This window comes from Arthrobacter sp. B10-11 (genome assembly GCF_033142195.1).
Taxonomy (GTDB): Bacteria; Actinomycetota; Actinomycetes; order Actinomycetales; family Micrococcaceae; genus Arthrobacter; species Arthrobacter oryzae_C.
In genome coordinates, this window is sequence record NZ_JAWMTH010000004.1 from 366,769 (window position 1) to 383,882 (window position 17,114).

Annotated in this window: 13 protein-coding genes; 5 read left to right on the forward strand and 8 right to left on the reverse strand. The window is 67.4% G+C overall.

The genetic code is table 11. The annotated features are described in order from the left end of the window. Positions 1-33: 33 nt before the first annotated feature. Together RW112_RS14745 and RW112_RS14750 are read left to right on the forward strand one after the other, a co-directional pair. Complete coding sequence (locus tag RW112_RS14745) at positions 34-807, forward strand: N-carbamoylsarcosine amidohydrolase (RefSeq protein WP_317782494.1); 774 nt, start codon at positions 34-36, stop codon at positions 805-807. Positions 808-1,015: 208 nt separating this feature from the next. Beyond that, the gene (locus RW112_RS14750; protein ID WP_317782495.1) at positions 1,016-1,828 is read left to right on the forward strand and encodes an IclR family transcriptional regulator; all 813 of its coding nucleotides are present in this window, start codon (positions 1,016-1,018) and stop codon (positions 1,826-1,828) included. Between the two features lie 99 nt (positions 1,829-1,927). Here the strand turns inward: RW112_RS14750 and RW112_RS14755 are convergent, their stop codons facing one another. From RW112_RS14755 to RW112_RS14765, 3 genes are read right to left on the reverse strand one after another with little or no spacing between them, the layout of a single operon-like run. Further along, complete coding sequence (locus RW112_RS14755; protein WP_317782496.1) at positions 1,928-2,824, reverse strand: IclR family transcriptional regulator; 897 nt, start codon at positions 2,822-2,824, stop codon at positions 1,928-1,930. 14 nt (positions 2,825-2,838) lie between these two features. Next, the gene (locus RW112_RS14760; protein ID WP_317782497.1) at positions 2,839-5,727 is read right to left on the reverse strand and encodes an ATP-binding cassette domain-containing protein; all 2,889 of its coding nucleotides are present in this window, start codon (positions 5,725-5,727) and stop codon (positions 2,839-2,841) included. Beyond that, positions 5,724-6,281: a hypothetical protein gene (locus RW112_RS14765; protein WP_317782498.1), complete on the reverse strand. Its 558-nt coding sequence runs from the start codon at positions 6,279-6,281 to the stop codon at positions 5,724-5,726. Before RW112_RS14765 ends, RW112_RS14760 begins: the two co-directional genes overlap by 4 nt. Before the next feature lie 113 nt (positions 6,282-6,394). Here RW112_RS14765 and RW112_RS14770 point away from each other — a divergent pair, with 113 nt between their 5' ends. Next, a complete protein-coding gene (locus RW112_RS14770; protein ID WP_317782499.1) occupies positions 6,395-7,675 on the forward strand; it encodes a wax ester/triacylglycerol synthase domain-containing protein in 1,281 nt (426 codons plus the stop codon). 91 nt (positions 7,676-7,766) lie between these two features. On the opposite strand, the gene RW112_RS14775 is transcribed toward RW112_RS14770, so the two are convergent. The 5 genes from RW112_RS14775 to RW112_RS14795 all read right to left on the reverse strand — a co-directional run bounded on the left by RW112_RS14775 (position 7,767) and on the right by RW112_RS14795 (position 15,088). Next, on the reverse strand, positions 7,767-9,347 hold the full coding sequence (locus tag RW112_RS14775; protein ID WP_317782500.1) for an APC family permease: 1,581 nt from the start codon (positions 9,345-9,347) through the stop codon (positions 7,767-7,769). A 124-nt stretch (positions 9,348-9,471) separates the two neighbouring features. After that, positions 9,472-11,127, reverse strand: a complete 1,656-nt coding sequence (locus RW112_RS14780; RefSeq protein WP_317782501.1) for a GMC family oxidoreductase — start codon at positions 11,125-11,127, stop codon at positions 9,472-9,474. Then, positions 11,128-12,666, reverse strand: coding sequence for an aldehyde dehydrogenase family protein (locus RW112_RS14785; protein ID WP_317782502.1), 1,539 nt, complete (start codon positions 12,664-12,666; stop codon positions 11,128-11,130). 97 nt (positions 12,667-12,763) lie between these two features. After that, a complete protein-coding gene (locus RW112_RS14790; RefSeq protein ID WP_317782503.1) occupies positions 12,764-13,390 on the reverse strand; it encodes a TetR/AcrR family transcriptional regulator in 627 nt (208 codons plus the stop codon). A 114-nt stretch (positions 13,391-13,504) separates the two neighbouring features. Beyond that, positions 13,505-15,088: a phospholipase D family protein gene (locus tag RW112_RS14795; RefSeq protein ID WP_317782504.1), complete on the reverse strand. Its 1,584-nt coding sequence runs from the start codon at positions 15,086-15,088 to the stop codon at positions 13,505-13,507. 149 nt (positions 15,089-15,237) lie between these two features. On the opposite strand from RW112_RS14795, the gene RW112_RS14800 reads away from it, so the two are divergent. Both RW112_RS14800 and RW112_RS14805 read left to right on the forward strand, forming a co-directional pair. Then, positions 15,238-16,230 (forward strand): helix-turn-helix transcriptional regulator, encoded by a 993-nt coding sequence (locus tag RW112_RS14800; RefSeq protein ID WP_317782505.1) that lies wholly within the window; start codon positions 15,238-15,240, stop codon positions 16,228-16,230. Then, positions 16,223-17,104, forward strand: coding sequence for an SDR family oxidoreductase (locus RW112_RS14805; protein ID WP_317782506.1), 882 nt, complete (start codon positions 16,223-16,225; stop codon positions 17,102-17,104). Before RW112_RS14800 ends, RW112_RS14805 begins: the two co-directional genes overlap by 8 nt. Positions 17,105-17,114: the final 10 nt, after the last annotated feature.

Genomic DNA, 17,114 nt, shown 5'->3' on the forward strand with positions numbered 1-17,114 from the left:
GAAAGCCCGGTCCCCGAGAGAGTGGAGACAGCCATGACAACAGTGACGTTCAACGACATCGAAGCCCGCCTGGCAGCAGTGCTGGAGGAGGCGTTCGAAGCAGGCACGGATATCTACAACGAGCGAGGCTTCAAGCGTCGGATCGGCTACGGCAACCGCCCCGCCGTCATCCACATCGACCTCGCGAACGCTTGGACCCGTCCGGGCCATCCGTTCAGCTGCCCGGGCATGGAGACGATCATCCCGAACGTCCAGCGGATCAACGAGGCTGCGCGCGCCAAAGGTGTCCCGGTCTTCTACACCACGAACGTGTACCGCAACCGCGACGCCACCTCCGGGACGAACGACATGGGCCTGTGGTACTCGAAGATCCCCACGGAGACCCTTCCGGCGGATTCCTACTGGGCGCAGATCGACGACCGTATTGCTCCCGCGGAAGGCGAGGTCGTAATCGAGAAGAATCGCGCCTCGGCGTTCCCGGGGACGAACCTCGAGCTCTTCCTGACCTCCAACCGCATCGACACCCTGATCGTGACCGGTGCGACCGCGGCCGGGTGTGTGCGCCACACCGTCGAGGACGCGATCGCGAAGGGCTTCCGCCCGATCATCCCCAGGGAGACCATCGGCGACCGCGTCCCGGGCGTCGTGCAGTGGAACCTCTACGACATCGACAACAAGTTCGGTGACGTGGAGTCCACGGATTCGGTGGTGGATTACCTGAACCGCCTCCCGCAGTTCGAGGACACGGTCCCGAAGACCCTCTCGGATCCCCAGCCCGAGGTGGCGTGCCCTGCGGATCCGGCCTAGGCCGCACCGCACTCTCGGAGCCCCGCGGTCCGGCATCCCCGGGCCGACCCGACGACGGCCGTCACCCCTCAACGGGTGCCGGCCGTCGTCGGGCCTCGCTCCCGCGTGCCGGGTGAGGTGTGACCGGTCCTCCGACATTAGGTTGAATGGGCACACCGTAGGATGGCTGCTACGGTGACTGGACTTAGCGCCTGGAGAGGGAGAACTCATGCTGGACCCACAAACCACCACTGATAAACCGCAAGGGGCGGCAGCATCGCTGCTCAACGGTCTGACGGTCCTCGAAGCCTTCTCCGTCGCCAAGCGATCCCTCCTGGGCGTCACGGAGATCTCCGAACTCGTCGGCCTGCACAAGAGCACCGTCTCCCGGATGCTTACCGGCCTGGACGAAGCCGGATACGTGCAGCGCGACGAAGACACCGGGCGATACCGCCTCGGACTCGGGATGATCGGCCTGGCAGGACCGCTGCTGGCCGAACTCGGCGTCCGCCGTACCGCCCTGCCCCACCTCGAAGAACTCACCGAAGCCACCGGCGAGACGGCCGCCATCGCCGTCTGGAACGGCACCAACGCGATCGTTGTGGAACAGACGGCCTCCCCCCATCAGGTCAAACACAGCGCGGCGATCGGCACGCGCTACAACAAGTTCGCTAGCTCCTCAGTCCGCGTGTTTCTCGCCGAGCTGCCGCGCGAGGAGACCGACCGTCTGCTGGCCGGTCGGATCGTGCTGCGAGAGGCCTACCGCGGTCTCGAGGACCCGGTCTACGAACAGCTGGCCGCCGTGCGGGACCACGGGTACGCCGTCAACGACGGCGAGACCACTTACGAGGAATACGGCGTGTCCGCCCCCGTGCGGGACTACCGGGGCGAAGTCGTCGGCTGCATCACAGCCAGCGCGCCCCGGTCCCGGGTTCAGCACCTGAAGAGTCAGTCGAGCCTGCGCGAAGCCGTGCTACAGGCCGCTGAGCGCGTTTCGACTCGGCTGGGCAGCCTCCCGGGGGAAACAAATCCAGTGCGCTGACGGGCGATTAGGTCTCCTCCGGGAAAGCAAACCCTGCCCTTGCAGCCAGGAGCCACTGTGCGGTTAATTCTGCGAAGGCCGGCCGGATGCGTGGGTGAATCAGCCCGGAAGTGAAGCTGACCAGCCCAGGCGGGTGGATACTTCCGAGGCAGCATGCTGTACGGCTTGAACCAGAGCGTCCCTGGTGGCCTGCTTGTGCACGCGGGAACGGGGAGCGGCTGCAGTGATGCACCCAACCACCTTGCTTCGGTAATCCCGGACGGGAGCGGAGACCCCAAACTCTTCCTCTGCGGTTGCACCGTCGTTGACGGCGTATGCCTGACGGGCGACTTCCTGCAGGTGGGTGGTGTGGTCCTCCGGCAAACCATCTCCTGCCTTGCGTAGTATCTGCCCGGATCCGATAAGTTCGGTTGCGAGGGCCGGTGCCAGCTCCGCCAGGAAGACCCGCACCGAGGAACTTTCGAATGCGTTGTACCGGGTTCCAATGGAGGCAGTGTGTTTGACCTGAAAGGGGCTGGCAACCTGCTCCACGACGATGGCCTCATGACCATTCCAGACCGAGATTGCGCTGGTCTCTTGGGTGCTTTCGGTTAATTTCTCCAAATAGGGAACCGCGGCGCGGCGGACATCCAGGTCCGCCAGTAAAGGGCCGGCCAACGCAAGGAGGCCCAGCCCGAGGCGATACCGCCCCGTCTCCTCATCCCGCTGGACATATCCAGCTTCTGTCAGACCGCTCAAAATGCGTGACACCGTGCTCTTGTGGAGGCCAACCCGGTGAGCAACCTCAGTCACACCAAGAACCGGATTTTGCACCGAGAAGGCTTCCAGTACAGCAAGACCATTCAATAGCGACGCCGCAGCTCCTTGGACTTGGCTGTTGTCCTGCCTCGGCCTCCCCGCCATCTGCATCCTCTCGTGCAACGTGACCGTCCCGCCACTCTTTTGGGCCATCATATGCCGTACTTGGGCGCAGAAACGGAAGATGCGGCGCGGCACTGCCAGCGGTGTCCTTAGACCCGGATTTGAAGCCGGTCCCTGTCCTCGGTGGAGTGCGCCTGCGCGGCGTGCCCGGCGTGCCCGCCCCCGCTGGAGACCGGCTTCACCCGCCGGAACGCGGCGAGGATGGCCCGGCCCACCACAACGATTCCGATGATGGTGGTGACGGCACGCAGGGTGTCCCAGCCCGCCGTCGACGTCACCAGCGAGTAGAGCAGGAAGCTGCTCAGGTTGGTGGCCAGCGGCGCGCCGGGAACGTAGGAGATGCCGGTGCCGGCACCCACCGCGAAGGGCCAGAACCACAGGTTGGTCAGCAGGCCGAACAGGTAGGAGGCCACGGCGCCGTAGCCGCACAGCATCCACAGTTCGGCCCGGCCGCGCACGCGGCGGGGGAGCAGGCCGGCCCCCGCGCCCACCCACGCGCAGGCGAAGATCTGGAACGGTGTCCAGGGCCCGATGCCACCCCACAAGGCACTGGAAACGGCGATGGTGGCGGCGCCGAGGAGCATGCCGAAACGGGGCCCGAACGCCCGGCCGGCCAGGATCAGCAGGATAAAGACCGCCTCCACGCCCCCGACGCCGGTGCTCGCCACCCGCACCGCCGAGCCGACCGCGGCCAGGACACCGAGCAACGCCACCGTATGTGCGGAGCTGACCGAGCCGTCGAGGGATATCACGATGGCAACGACGGCGAGCGGCGCAATGGCCAGCGCCGCGTAGGGGAGGGCCGCGGCGGCATCCTCCGGGAATGCCGCAGCGAGCAGCGGCCAGCAGAATGCCGCGAGGGCCACGAGGTTCGCGGCGGCGAGAACTGCGAGTTCGACGCCTCGAGGCATCCGGATGCGGCGGGATGTTTTCGCGGCTGGAATGTCTGTTCCGCGGACGCTGAACCGTGGTGGTGCGATGCGCTGTGCTGTTGGGACAGCAGTGGGGGCTGCTTCAGCCGGGACGGCTTCTGTCACGGCCGCGGGGGCGACGCCTTCACGTATCGGGAGGATCCGGGCGCCGAGGCCGTGGGCAAAATCGTGGTCGTGGGTGGCGATCAGCACCGCCGCGCCGGCGTCCGCCGCGGCCCGCAGCGCCGCCGAGACTGCCGTTCGCGCCGCGGGATCGAGTCCGCGGGTGGGCTCATCGATCAGGAGCACCTGGGGGTCGTCCATGGTCTGAAGCGCGATGGCGAGGATCCTGCGTTCCCCTGCAGAGAGGTCCCGGGGATGCTCGTGGCCAATGGGAATGCTGACGTCCCCCCGCAACCGGGCAAGGTGCGACTCCGCAGACCGTGGGGGCAGCTGGCCGCCGCCCCGGCCTGACTTACGCACCGCGCGCGCCTGACGCCGCTCGGCCGCGCGGAGCTCTGCTGCGACGGTATCCCTCGTGAAGAGGTCGTCCGAGGCGTCCGGGACGAGGGCGACGCGGCCGCCGTCGACCGTTCCTTCACCAAGCGTTCCCTCACCGCCCGTTCCCTCACCGCCCGTTCCCTCACCCAGGGCGAGCGCCACCAGGAGGGACGACTTCCCGGCCCCGTTCGGCCCCACGAGGGCCACCACTTCACCGCGGCGCAGGGTCAGGGACGCCTCGCGCACCAGCGGCGTGCCCTTGCGGTGCACCGCGAGATTTGTCGCGGTCAGCACGGGCGCGTGCCCGGCCGGCTGTGCCAGCGTCGGGCGGAGAACGGCAGCGGGCGACGGCGACGGCGCAACACCGGGCACCAGGGCGCCGTCGTCGATGGTCCACCACGAGTCGGCCACCGGGACGAGCCCTGACGCCCGGTGCTCTGCCACGATGACGCAGACACCGGCCTCCCGGGCGAGGGCGTTGAGCACGGCGATAACGTGTCCGCGGGCTGCGGTGTCAAGGTCTGCGAGGGGCTCATCAACCAGGAGGAGTGCCGGTTGCTCCACCACCGCAGCGGCGATGGCCACGAGCGTTGCCTCACCCGCCGAGAGGGTGCTGATATTCCGGTCCAGCAGCGCCGACACTCCGATGCTCTCCGCGACCTCGAGCACCCGGGCCTTGGCGGTACCGGAGGCGACGCCGCGCAGTTCAAGGGCAAGCGCGATTTCGTCCCGGACCCGGGTGGTGGCGAACGCGGCGCGGGGATTTTGCAAAACGACGCCGACGACGCGGGCGGTATCGCGCGGCGGCGTGGCGGCACGGTCCGTTCCGGCGACGCGCAATGTGCCGGAAACTTCTCCGCCGTCAACGTGTGAAAGGAGGCCCGCGATGCCCCGCAGGATGGTGGACTTTCCGGAGCCCGTCGGCCCGGTAATCACCGCAATTGACCCGCTCGACGGCGCGAACTCCGCCACGTGCACCTGCACGTCGCCGATGCGGAATTCTGCATCGCGGACGAGGACCGGTGCGTCGGAACCCTGGCCGGGCGGCTGTCCCGCCCGGCTTCCGAAGCCGCGCAGCTCCAGGGCCGCGGCAACCCGGCCGGCGTGCTCAAGGGTGCGCTCGAGCACGGGCACCAGGGCGCGGGGTCCAAATTTTTCGCCCCGCAACCGGAACGCCAAGCGGACGGAGGTCACGGCGTCGGCAAGTGCCGGAAGCGCCGCCCAAGCCACCACCAGCATCCGGGCAATGCCCTGCATGGGGCCGCGGCGGGCAAGGTGCACGAAGCCGCGGGCCACGTCCACCCAGGCGTTGAGCAGGCCGAAGCCAAGGAACATCCCGGCGATCGGCAGGGCGGACAGGACCGCCGCCCACAGGCCGGGTCCCGTGACCGGGCCGAGGAGGACCACATGGGAGTACGGGGCGGACAGCCGGATCGCCGGCAGGTCGAGCAGGACCGGTTCGCCGATGCCCGTCCCGTTGAAAAGGATGCGGTAGATGACCCGCGCCGCGATGAAGACGACGGCGAGAGCCGCCGCGGCTCGTAACGGCGCGGGTCGGAAGGTCATGCCGCGGGGGCGGCCGGTTCGCCGTCGACCGTGAACAGCAGTTCGAGGCTCTCGCCGGGGCTCACCTTGAGGGTGGCCAGGCCTTCCTGGGCGTAGGCCCAGTCACCGGAGGCCGGCTTCACCCAGAGGGCCCAGTAGGCAAAGGCGGCCGGCATCTTGCCGCATTCTTCCCGGTACGTGCCTCCCTTGTGCTTGATGTCGAAGTCGGCGGCGGGCACGCCGTTGACGCGGCATACGAGTTCATTGGGGTATTCGGTGGTGCCCTCGGTCTTGATGTTGGCCTCGTCCAGCACCTTGGAAGCGACGGTGGGCTCGTCCACGGGCACGCAAACGGAGGTGTCGGCGGCAGCCTGCTTCAGGGCGCCCGAATCGACGATGACCTTCACGCCGTCGCAGGGCTCGGAGGCGCTGGTGGATGAAGCCGTTGCCGAGGAAGCCGGCGCAGAGGTGGATGGCTGGGTTGCGGCCGGTGTGGAACAGGCGGCGAGGGAAAGCAGGAGACCGGCGGCGGCGAGGGAGCTCGCGGCGGCGGTGCGCATCTTAGTCAAAGTCACGTGTTAAGGGTAGGGCGTTGCCTGTCCGGATCCGGATGCCGTCGCGTTATGTGACGTGAGGTCTCCAACAAATCCGACTGACACGCAGGCTGATTCACAGTTACTGTCGAAGCATGCACCCGGCGACGCAAAAGCTGGCCCCTGCTGATGAGGCGAACCTGGTGCTCGACCACGTCGGCCAGGTCAACGTGTTCCTTGTCGCTGGCCTGCTCGGGCCGGGCGGTTTCCTGGCTCCGGACGGCACCCCGGACATGGCACGGCTGCGGGCGGTCCTCCGCGAGCGGATTGCGGAGTTGCCGGCGCTCCGCAAAAGAGCGGCCCGGGTGGGCCGCCGGCATCGCTGGATCGAATCCAGGCCCGACGTCGAGCATCACGTCCGCCTCGTAGAGCCCGTCGACGGTCTTGCCGGACTTCAGAACAGATGCGCCGAGCTCATGCGCCAGCCGCTGGCAGCGGACCGTCCGTTATGGGAGATCCTGGTGGTGCCGGGGGCCACGGCTAGGGGACCCGGTGTCGTGTTGCGCATTCATCACGCGGTGGCCGACGGCATGACGGCAGCAGTGATTGTCCAGCAGCTCTTTGATCCGGGTGAACCGGGGGAGAAGGCGGGGAACGAGCCGCAGACGCACGGGCTGGCGGAGGCACCGCGAAGCCGTCCGCGGGACGATCCACGCCGCACTCTGCGTCGGCTCAGGATCGGCCTGCGCCGCATACGCAAGACCTTGTGGGGCCATGCCGTGGGCGGCACCGTGCTGCTCGGGGAGCGCAGCGCGAACCACGGCGTCGCTTTTGTGCGTGCAGAAATCGAAGCCCTCGAGTCGACGGTGCGTCCGCAGGGTGCCACCGTAAACGATGCCCTGCTCGGCTCAGTGGCGGCCGGCTTCCGGGCGGTCTTGATTGCTGCCGGTGAACCGGTTCCCGCCTGGCTGCCGGTGTCGGAGCCGGTGGCGTTGCGGCGCCGCGGGACTGCAGGAAACCAGGTGGGAGTCATGCTTGTGCGGCTGCCGCTCGGCGAGCCCGACCCCGATGAGCGCCTGCGGCTCATCGCCGCCCAGACCCGTGAGGAGAAGCGGCTGGCGAGGGACCAGGGCACCCTGGAGTTCATGCGTGGCCCGATCGGCGCGCGCATCATGGACCGCCTCGCCCGGCGGCAGCATCTCGTTGGCGGTTTCGTCACCAACGTGCCGGGTCCGGAAGGCAAGTTCCGGCTTGCGGGGGCCCCTGTCGTCGCGCTCTGGCCGGTTGCGGTGCTCGCCGGCAACGTGCGTTTCGGTGTTGCGGCTGTCTCATACGCGGGCAACCTGTGCTGCGGCATCCACTTCGACGCGTCGAATGTGCAAGGTGACGTGTTTGCGCAGGCCATGGGGGAGGAGCTGGCACGGCTGGGCAGGTGAGCAAAGTGGGACCTAGCGGCAGGACGGCAGGACCCATTCCAAAGCAAAGCGGTCGACGGCGGGAGGTCCCGCCGTCGACCGCTCAGGGTTGTTACTTGGCTTCCGACGCGGCCACCAGCGCATCCTCCGGGGCTTCGCGCTGCGCTGTTTCGTACTGCGCGGCGCCCGACGACGGATGTGCTGCGACTGCCGCGGCGTGCTCGGCCAGCACCCCGGTCTGGTGTCGGATCTTCAGGCGGTAGAGCAGGGTCCCGCCAATGATTACGGCCCCCACGAAGATCACGCCGCCCCACTGCAGGTACCACTCGAACGGCGGCACCGAGTTGTAGATCTCAGGCCGTGGCCAGACCAGGTTCACCGTCATGGCCCCGCCCCACAGGACCGCCAGGATGTTCACGGGCAGGCCCCATTTGCCAAGGCTGAATCCGGGCTCGGTGCCGTCTGCGGCGAGCGGCCACTTCTTCAGGAGCCGGTTGCGCAGCAGGGGAACAGTGACCAGGAGGTAGGAGAGGTAGATCAGGACGATACTGATGCTGGACATGATCGTGAAAATCGCCGGCTGCATGACGTTGATGAGCAGGGGCATGATGGCCAGGATGCCGATCACGATCGCCGCAACAGTCGGTGTCCTGCGGACCGGATCCACTTTGCTGAGCTGCCGGCTGAACGGCAGGTTGTTGTCCCGGGCCATGGCGAACATCATGCGGATGGCGGCGGCATGGACGGCAAGGGTGCACACCACCACGGCAACCACGATGCACGCCAGGAAGGCCTTCCCGAAAGGTCCGCCCAGTACGGAGAGCACGATGTACTGCAGGCCGCCGTCGGCCGATCCCACCTTGGGATCGGCCAGGTCCGGTGCGGCCAGGATGCCAAACAGCAGGATCAGGCCGCCCAGCACGAACGAGGCCGTAATGGCCCGCAGGATGGCCTTGGGTGCCGTGCGTTTAGGGTCCTTTGTCTCCTCACCCAGGGAGCTGGCCGTGTCAAAGCCGTACATCACGTAACCGGACGCCATGGCGCCGATCAGGAAGACGCCGAAGAAACCGAGGTCGTGGCCTTCGCCGAAGCCGGCGGTGTCGAAGAAGACCTCAGGGCCGCGCACCACGTGCCAGCCCAATGCCAGGATCAGGAGCACGGCCGCGCTCAGCTCCACAAAGACGCCGATGCTGTTGATCCGGGTCATCAGCTTCACGCCGAACGCGTTGATGAGTGTGGAGATGGTGATCATGATGGTGGCCAGCACCACGCCGTTCATCGCGAAGTCGTAGGGGCCCGTGCCGTCGCCGACGAACTGGAAGCCGGACCACAGCTGGGGCAGGGTGAGCTGCAGGGCAAGTGCCACGGAGCCCAGCGCCACGATGGAGGAGAGCATCAGCAGCCAACCCGCCAGCCAGGACGAGGTCCCCGACGAGAGCCGCTTGGCCCAGTTGTAGACCGATCCGGCCACGGGGTAGCGGCCGGCCAGCTCGGCGAAACAGAGCGCCACCATCAGCTGGCCGACGAAGACGATCGGCCAGGACCAGGCGTACGCCGGGCCGGCCATGGAAAAACCAAAGTAGAACAGTTGGAAGACGCCGGTGAGGATGGAAATGTAGCTGACGCCTGCGGCGAAACTGGCAAACTTGCCGATGCTCCGGTCCAGGGTCTGGGTGTAGCCAAATTCATCCATGCCGCTTGAATCAATACTCTTGCTGGGTTCCAATGTGTGAACTCCTAAGTCAGAAAAGTACGACGATGCACCCCGCGGCCGCGAGGGGGCGCGGGTGAAATCAATAGCCTCCGGAACTTGCCTCTCAGGCGAAGGACGGGCTGAGCTCCTCCTCTTTCCTTGCCGCGACTTGCCCTGCAGCGCCGCCGGTGTGGCCGGTGCGGATGAGCTCGGCGCAGCGCTCGCCGATCATCATGACGGTGATGTTGGGGTTGACGGTGACGTGTTCAGGCATCACGGAGGCATCCGCCACGCGCAGGCCGGTGACGCCCTTGACCCGCAGCTCGGGGTCCAGCGGTGACATCCCGTCGTCGGCCGGACCCATCCGGACTGTGCCCACCGGGTGGTACACGGTGTTGTGGGTCTTGCGGATGTAGTCCCGCAGTTCCTCGTCCGTCTGCGCCTCGACGCCGGGCGAGAGCTCGCGGCCGGTCCATTCGGCCATGGCGGGCTGGGCAGCGATTTCGCGGGCCTTGCGGATGCCGGCCACCATGACCCGCATGTCGTGGCCTTCAGGATCCGTGAAATAGCGCGGATCCACCATGGGCTTGTCGCGGAAATCGCGGCTGCGCAGCCTGACGGAGCCGCGGGAGCGGGCGTGCGTGACGTTCGGGGTGAGGCTGAAGCCGTTCTCCGTGGTGGGGTAGCCGTGCCGCAGGGTGTTCATGTCGAACGGGACGGAACCGTAGTGCATCATCAGGTCCGGGCGGTCCAGGCCGTCCTCGGTGGGCGTGAAGATGCCGATCTCCCACCACTGGGTGGACGTCTGCACCATCGGCTGCCTGGCCTCGAACTGCACAACGCCTTCGGGGTGGTCCTGCAGGTTCTCGCCCACGCCGGGGGAATCCACCAGGACCTCGATGCCGTGCGCGGCGAGGTGCGCGGCCGGGCCGATGCCGGAGAGCATCAGCAGCTTGGGGGAGTCGATGGCGCCGGTGGACAGGATGACCTCGCGGTGCGCCGAGAGCCGGTGGGTCCGGCCGAACGCGGAGTCCACCACGTCCACGCCGGTGCAGCGCTTCTCCGTATCGAACACCAGCTGGCGGGCGCGGAGGCCTGTGAGCAGCGTGAAGTTGGGGCGGTCGACGATCGGGTGGATGTAGGAGACCGAGCTGGAGGCGCGGGTGCCGTCCGCGCGGCGGTTGATCTGGAAGAAGTTGGCGCCGTTGACCACGGTGGTGCCGGAGTTGAACTTCGCACGGGGAATGCCCGTCTGTTCGCAGGCGTCCAGGAGCGCGACGCCGGCAGGATCCACCGGGGGCACGTTCATCAGGTGCACGGGGCCTGAGTCCCCGTGGTGGGACGCGTCCGGCCCGGCGTCCTCATTCGTTTCCAGCCGCTGGTAGAGGGGCCAGGCGGCGTCGGCGTTCCAGCCGGTGGCACCGTACTTGGACTCCCACTCGTCCAGGTCCTCGCGCGGGGCCCAGAAGGCGATGCACGAGTTGTGGCTGGAACACCCGCCCATCACCTTGGCACGGGCGTGGCGCATGAAGGAGTTGCCGTTTTCCTGCGGTTCCACCGGGTAGTCCCAGTCGTAGCCGGATTCGAGCAGCTCCATCCAGCGGTCCAGCTGCAGGATTTCGGGGATGTTGCGGTCGTCCGGGCCGGCTTCCACCAGGGCCACGGTGACGTCCGGGTCCTCGCTCAGCCGGGCCGCGACGGCGGCACCCGCGGATCCGCCGCCGATGACGACGTAGTCGAACCCGCGCTCGCCGAGGTCCTCGATGTTGTCGTAATGCATCTAGTTCTCCTTGCTGTGGTCAGCAAACCAGCCGGTTACCTGCGGGCTGGTGTTCTGGTAGATGTGCTTGGCTTCCTGGTATTCGGCCAGGCCCGTGGGGCCCAGCTCGCGGCCGACGCCGGACTGGCCGAAGCCGCCCCACTCGGCCTGGGGGAGGTAGGGGTGGTAGTCGTTGATCCAGATGGTGCCGTGCCGCAGCCGGGATGCCACGCGCTGCGCCTTGCCGGCGTCCTGGGTCCAGACCGCGCCGGCCAGTCCGTAGACGGTGTCGTTGGCGGTGGCCACCGCTTCGTCCTCGGTGCGGAACGTTTCCACGGTGACCACCGGGCCGAACGCCTCGTCGATGACCACGGACATTCCCCTTTGGACGCGGTCCAGGACGGTCGGCTGGTAGTAGAACCCGCCGTCGTACTTTTCTCCTTGCGGCGCAGCACCGCCGGTCCGCAGCCGCGCACCTTCCTGGATTCCCCGCTGGACATAGGCATGGACTTTGTCGCGGTGGGCCGCGGAAATCAGCGGCCCGGTTTCGGCGTCGTCCTCAAAGGGGCCGCCCAGCCGGATGTCCCGGGCACGGCGGACCAGCTCGTCCACGAAGCGTTCGGCGATCGATTCCTCCACCACTAGCCGTGCACCGGCGGAGCAGACCTGCCCGGAGTGGACGAACGCGCCGTTCAGGGCATTGTCGACGGCGGCGTCGAAGTCCGCGTCCGCGAACACCACGTTGGGGTTCTTCCCGCCAAGCTCCAGCGCCACCTTCTTGACGGTTCCGGCGGCGGCGGCCGCGATGCGCTTGCCGGTTTCCAGCCCGCCCGTGAAGGAGACGAGGTCGACGTCGGGATGTTCCGAGAGCGGTGCGCCCGCCTCCGCGCCGGCTCCGGTCACGAGGTTGGCGACGCCATCCGGGAGGCCGAGGTCCTGCAGCAACTGCATGGCCAGGATGGCTGTGGACGGGGTCAGCTCGGAGGGCTTGAGGACGAAGGTGCAGCCGGCGGCCAGTGCGGGCGCGATCTTCCATGCCGCCTGGAGCAGGGGGTAGTTCCACGGGGTGATCAGGCCGCAGACGCCCACGGGTTCGTAGACGATTTTGCTGACGACGGCGGCGTTCCCGGCGTCGACCATGCGGCCCGCCTGCTGCCCGGCGAGCCTGCCGAAGTACTCAAAGCAGGCGGCAATGTCGTCCATGTCGATGCGGCTTTCGACCATGCGCTTGCCGGTATCCAGCGACTCGGCGCGGGCGAATTTTTCCCGGCGTTCGCGCAGTCCGGCGGCGACCTTGAGCAGGAAGGTGCCGCGCTCGGGTGCGGGGACGGAGGACCAGACGCCGGAGTCGAAGGCTGCACGGGCTGCGGCGATGGCTCGTTCGGCGTCCTGCCGGCCGGCCTCGGACACGGTGGCCACCAACTCGCCGTCGGCGGGATTGCGGATTGCGCGCACAGCGCCGGAGGAAGCTGGCTCCCAGGCACCGTTGACGAACAGGGTGGATGCTGTTTCAGTTTTTTCGGTTTGAGCTGCGTCCCGTACGGGTGTGGCGTAAGTCATACGAGGGACAGTAATGCAGATTGAACGAGTGTTCAATACTTTTCTTGAACACTCGTTCAATGTTACTGAGGGGGCTTAACCTGCCCCATGCCGGGGTTCAGGACTCGTGCAGCTCGTGGTCCTTGATGGTGTGGTCCTGAAGCGGTGCGAAGGCTATTTGCTCCGTGCGGGCAATGCTTCGCTGGATGGAGGCCTCATCAATGCCCAGAAGCGCGGTCAGCCACATGCCGTTTTGGATGACGACAATGTCCGCGGCCCGCCCCCGGCACGCCTCCCAGGAAAGAGCAGGCTGGGCGTTGGAAACCAGCGCAGCAAGGCCGTCGAGATAGCGGTCGAACGCCTCGGCGTTGATCTGCGCGTAGCCTTCGTCCGCCTGAGCGAGGGCCCAAAGGTGCAGGCGCAGGGACAGGTAGCGGGTGGTCAGCAGGTCGGCGGCCGCCACTCGCCGCAGGGCCTTGCGCAGCTGCTCCTCCGGGTCTAACGACGGGTCGGGCGCCACGAGCAGAAGGTCGTGCTCGTCGACCCGGCGCAGGGCGGCCCGTATCAGGCTGGTCTTGTCGTCGTAGTAGTAGTTCACCAGGCCGAGCGCAACGCCGGCTTCGCGGGCCACGGCCCGCATGCTCACCCCCGAAATCCCATGGCGGGACAGCAGATCCAGCGCCGCCTCGAGAATGCGCGACTGCCTGTCCATCTGTTCGCCGGAGTTCACGGCACTGGTCCCCATCTGGCCAGACTATTGCCTAACCCGTACGAGTGCACTTTCGGGGGCGCCGCATGACCACAGCGGACGACGGCGGGACGTCCCGCCGTCGTCCGTTCCACCGGGGGACTTGCCCGCCTAGAACCGGGTGGTGCCGCGGATCTTCCGGGGGCGGCCGTCCGGGTCCACGAGAAGGCGGTTTGCCGGATCCGCCCAGAGGCGCTGAAGGCGGGTCACCGGTTCCGTGCTGTGGTGCCGCACGTGTCCCTTGGGGCGGGGCGGGCGGCCGCCGGTTTCATGCCACTGGTCCAGGGCGTCGGCGGCGGCATTCCACAGCTCGAGCCCGGCCGCCGGGTCCTGAAGCCGGGGGTCACTCTGGTCCAGGCCCAGGTGTTCGGCCCAGAGCTGGAGCCGGAGCTTGTGGGGCAAGGGACGGGAATCCTCCGGACTGGCAGTGGTGTCGATGACCGCGCAGGTCAGCTCGCTGTCGGTGGTCCAGGACCGACGGTTGAAGTTGTCCGACCCGCACGTGAACCAGGTGTCGTCGATGATGCAGATCTTGGCATGGACGTAGATCGGTGTCCCGGCTCTGTTTTCCAGATTGAACACGCCGAACCTGTCCGGTGCGACGCGGTTGATCGTTTCGATGGCGCGCAGTTGCCCCAGCCGCTTGGGCGGCCCTCCCAGCGGACCGTCGGAGTCGGGGTAGCGGGGCACCACGGCGATCACGTTCAACCCGGGGTTCTGCTCGAGGGCAGCTGCGATTCCGGCGGCGACCTCTGCCGACCACAGGTACTGGTCCTCGATGTAAATCAACGAACGTGCCAGGGCAAAGGCTTTCGTGTAGGCCTGGGCGACGCTCCGCTCACCGCCCGGGGCGAACGGGAACGGCGGATGCTTCACCCCGTAGGTGCGCAGCAGCTGCACGGCGTGGGGGCCGGCCGGCGGCGGTGGCGGCGCAGTCTCCGGCAGGGGCCTGGGGTGCCGGGGCATATCGGCCAGGCGCTGCAGCATCATCCGGTAGGGAGTACGCCGGTCAAGGGGATGGGGGTCATTCCACCTTTCCGCGAACAACTCCAGCACATCTGCCACAACCGGGCCACGAAGTTCGAGGGCGGCGTCGTGCCACGGAGGCTGTTTCCCGTACCGGGGATCCATGTCTACCGCCTGCGGATCTCCCGCGTGATCGGCGTCGTCCCGACGGCTGTGGGAAAGGTCGATTCCGCCGACGAACGCGATGTCCCGTGAAGGGTCGTTACGACTGCGGATGACGAACAATTTCTGGTGATGGCAGCCGAAGAGGCGCACCCGCTGATCCAGCAGCACCTCGCCGCCGGCGTCGTTGATCTGGCGGCTGAGGAGTTCATTGGACCGGTTGCTCATGGGGGCAGACAGGCGCTCGCCATGGGATCTCCAGATCAGGCCGCGCACTTCCACTCCCGCCCGGGCCAACCGTGCCAGCAACTCGCCGATCGTCGGCCCGTCCGGCGTAAGCCGCTCGTCGCCGTCGCCCCGCCAGTCGGTGAACCACACACGGTCGCCCGCTTGAAGAGCCGACAGCTCCTCATGCAGGCGGGCGAAGTACGTTGCCCCATGGATCAGGGGCCGCACGAGGTTGCCCTCAGACCAGGACGGCGATCCCGCACCGGCCGCGTGCACGCTGGTGGCTGCATGTCCCCGCTCAGCACCACTCAAGAACCAGTAAGAGGCACTATTGTCCACCCGATGTTCCCTTCAGGGCCCGAGGCCGCCCTCATTGTCCGGCCTACTCAGTAGCCTACGACTTTGGCCAACATCCGTGCTGACCGGCAGCTCTGGGGGTGTCTGACGGACACTGCCACCGGCCGGTCAAGCTGCGTAGCGTGTTGACCGTGGACAGAAAAGATGACATCCGTGAGTTCCTGATCTCGCGCCGCGCGAAGATCAGCCCGGAGCGGGCCGGTATCCCCAGCTACGGGGAGCTGCGCCGGGTGCCTGGCCTGCGGCGCGAAGAAGTGGCGCAACTGGCCGGTGTGAGCACCGATTACTACACCCGGTTGGAACGAGGCGCACTCCGCGGCGTCTCGGACTCGGTGCTCGAAGCTGTGTGCTCAGCACTACAGCTGGACGATGCCGAGCGCGCGCATCTGATGGACCTGGCCCGGACGGCCAATGCACCCTCGAGCCGGACGCCCAAGCGCCCGCCGCAGCAGCGCGTCCGTCCCGGAGTCCTGCGCCTGTTGGACGGGATGACCGGCGCGGCAGCTCTGGTGCAGAACGGCCGCTCGGACGTCCTGGCCGCCAACCTGTTGGGCAGGGCACTTTACGCGGACGTATTTAACTCAACCGTGTCGTTCGGGCCGGACCGTCCAAGCATGGTGCCGAACCAGGCGCGCTTCCTCTTCCTCGACCCGGGCGCCGGAGACCTGTACCCCGACTGGAACGCGGTGGCGGCCACCACCGTTGCCATGCTGCGCTCGGAGTCGGGCAGGAACCCGCACGACCGGGCACTGAACGAGCTGGTGGGGGAGCTGGCCACCCGCAGCGGCCTGTTCGCAGGGCTGTGGGCCGGACACGACGTAAGGATCCACACCGCCGGAACCAAGCGCTTCCACCATCCCGTCGCTGGCGACCTGTCCCTGCAGTTCGAGACGTTGCACCTCCCCGGCGACGAAGGGCAGACCCTGTTCACGTTCACCGCAGAGCCCGGTTCCGCGTCCGAAAACGCGCTGGCCTTCCTCTCCAGCTGGGCATCATCGCCGTCCACCACGGCAACAGACACAGCCCCCGCCGGCGATCCTGCCGGCGAATCAACCATCCCCGCGCGCTCCCACGCGCTGCCACCAACGCGCAACGTAGGAAAGACAGAACAACCACATGACTGAACAGATCATCCCCGCACAGCAGAACACCAACACAATCGGCAAGAAGGTCTGGTTCATCACCGGCGCCGGCCGCGGACTGGGCACCGACATCGCCAAGGCAGCCCTGGCCGCCGGACACGCGGTGGTCGCCACCGGACGCAACCCCGAAAAGGTCACTGAGGCCGTCGGCGGCCACGAGGACCTCCTTGCCGTGAAGCTCGATGTCACCATCCCCGCCGACGCGGCCGCCGCCGTCCAGGCAGCAGTGGACCGGTTCGGCCGGATCGACGTGCTGGTGAACAATGCCGGCAACTTCTACGCCGGTTTCTTCGAGGAAATCACCCCGGAGGATTTCCGGACCCAGATCGAAACCACCATGTTCGGGCCCATGAACGTCACCCGCGCCGCCCTGCCGGTACTGCGCGCCCAGCGCTCCGGCCTGCTGGTCACCATCTCCTCAACGGCCGGCATCGTTGGCGGGGAGTTCCTGACCGCTTACGCCGCCTCCAAGTTCGGCGTGGAGGGCTGGGCCGAGTCCCTGGCGCTCGAGGTTGCCCCGTTCGGCATCCGGTCCATGATCGTGGAGCCGGGATTCTTCCGCACCGAGCTGCTCACCCCGGAGTCAACGAGCTACGCGGAGTCCGCCATCGGGGACTACGCCGAACGCACTGCGCAGACAGTCAAAGCATGGAAGAGCATGGACGGCCAGCAGGGCGGGGACCCGGCCAAGCTGGCCGGCGCGCTGATTCAGCTGGCTGAGCTGGAGGAACCGCCCCTGCACTTCGCCGCCGGCGCCGACGCGGTGGGCACGTTTGAGACCCGGGCCAAGCTGCTTCAGGACCAGGCCGACGCCCACCGCGCCCTCTCCAGCAACCTGGCCTTCAGCGACGCCTGACAGACGGAAG

Coding starts and splice junctions, on each gene's coding strand:
- RW112_RS14785 (WP_317782502.1), bottom strand. CDS start 12,666: ATGACTTACGCCACACCCGTACGGGACGCAGCTCAAACCGAAAAAACT.
- RW112_RS14760 (WP_317782497.1), bottom strand. CDS start 5,727: ATGACCTTCCGACCCGCGCCGTTACGAGCCGCGGCGGCTCTCGCCGTC.
- RW112_RS14790 (WP_317782503.1), bottom strand. CDS start 13,390: ATGGGGACCAGTGCCGTGAACTCCGGCGAACAGATGGACAGGCAGTCG.
- RW112_RS14780 (WP_317782501.1), bottom strand. CDS start 11,127: ATGCATTACGACAACATCGAGGACCTCGGCGAGCGCGGGTTCGACTAC.
- RW112_RS14750 (WP_317782495.1), top strand. CDS start 1,016: ATGCTGGACCCACAAACCACCACTGATAAACCGCAAGGGGCGGCAGCA.
- RW112_RS14775 (WP_317782500.1), bottom strand. CDS start 9,347: ATGGATGAATTTGGCTACACCCAGACCCTGGACCGGAGCATCGGCAAG.
- RW112_RS14770 (WP_317782499.1), top strand. CDS start 6,395: ATGCACCCGGCGACGCAAAAGCTGGCCCCTGCTGATGAGGCGAACCTG.
- RW112_RS14805 (WP_317782506.1), top strand. CDS start 16,223: ATGACTGAACAGATCATCCCCGCACAGCAGAACACCAACACAATCGGC.
- RW112_RS14745 (WP_317782494.1), top strand. CDS start 34: ATGACAACAGTGACGTTCAACGACATCGAAGCCCGCCTGGCAGCAGTG.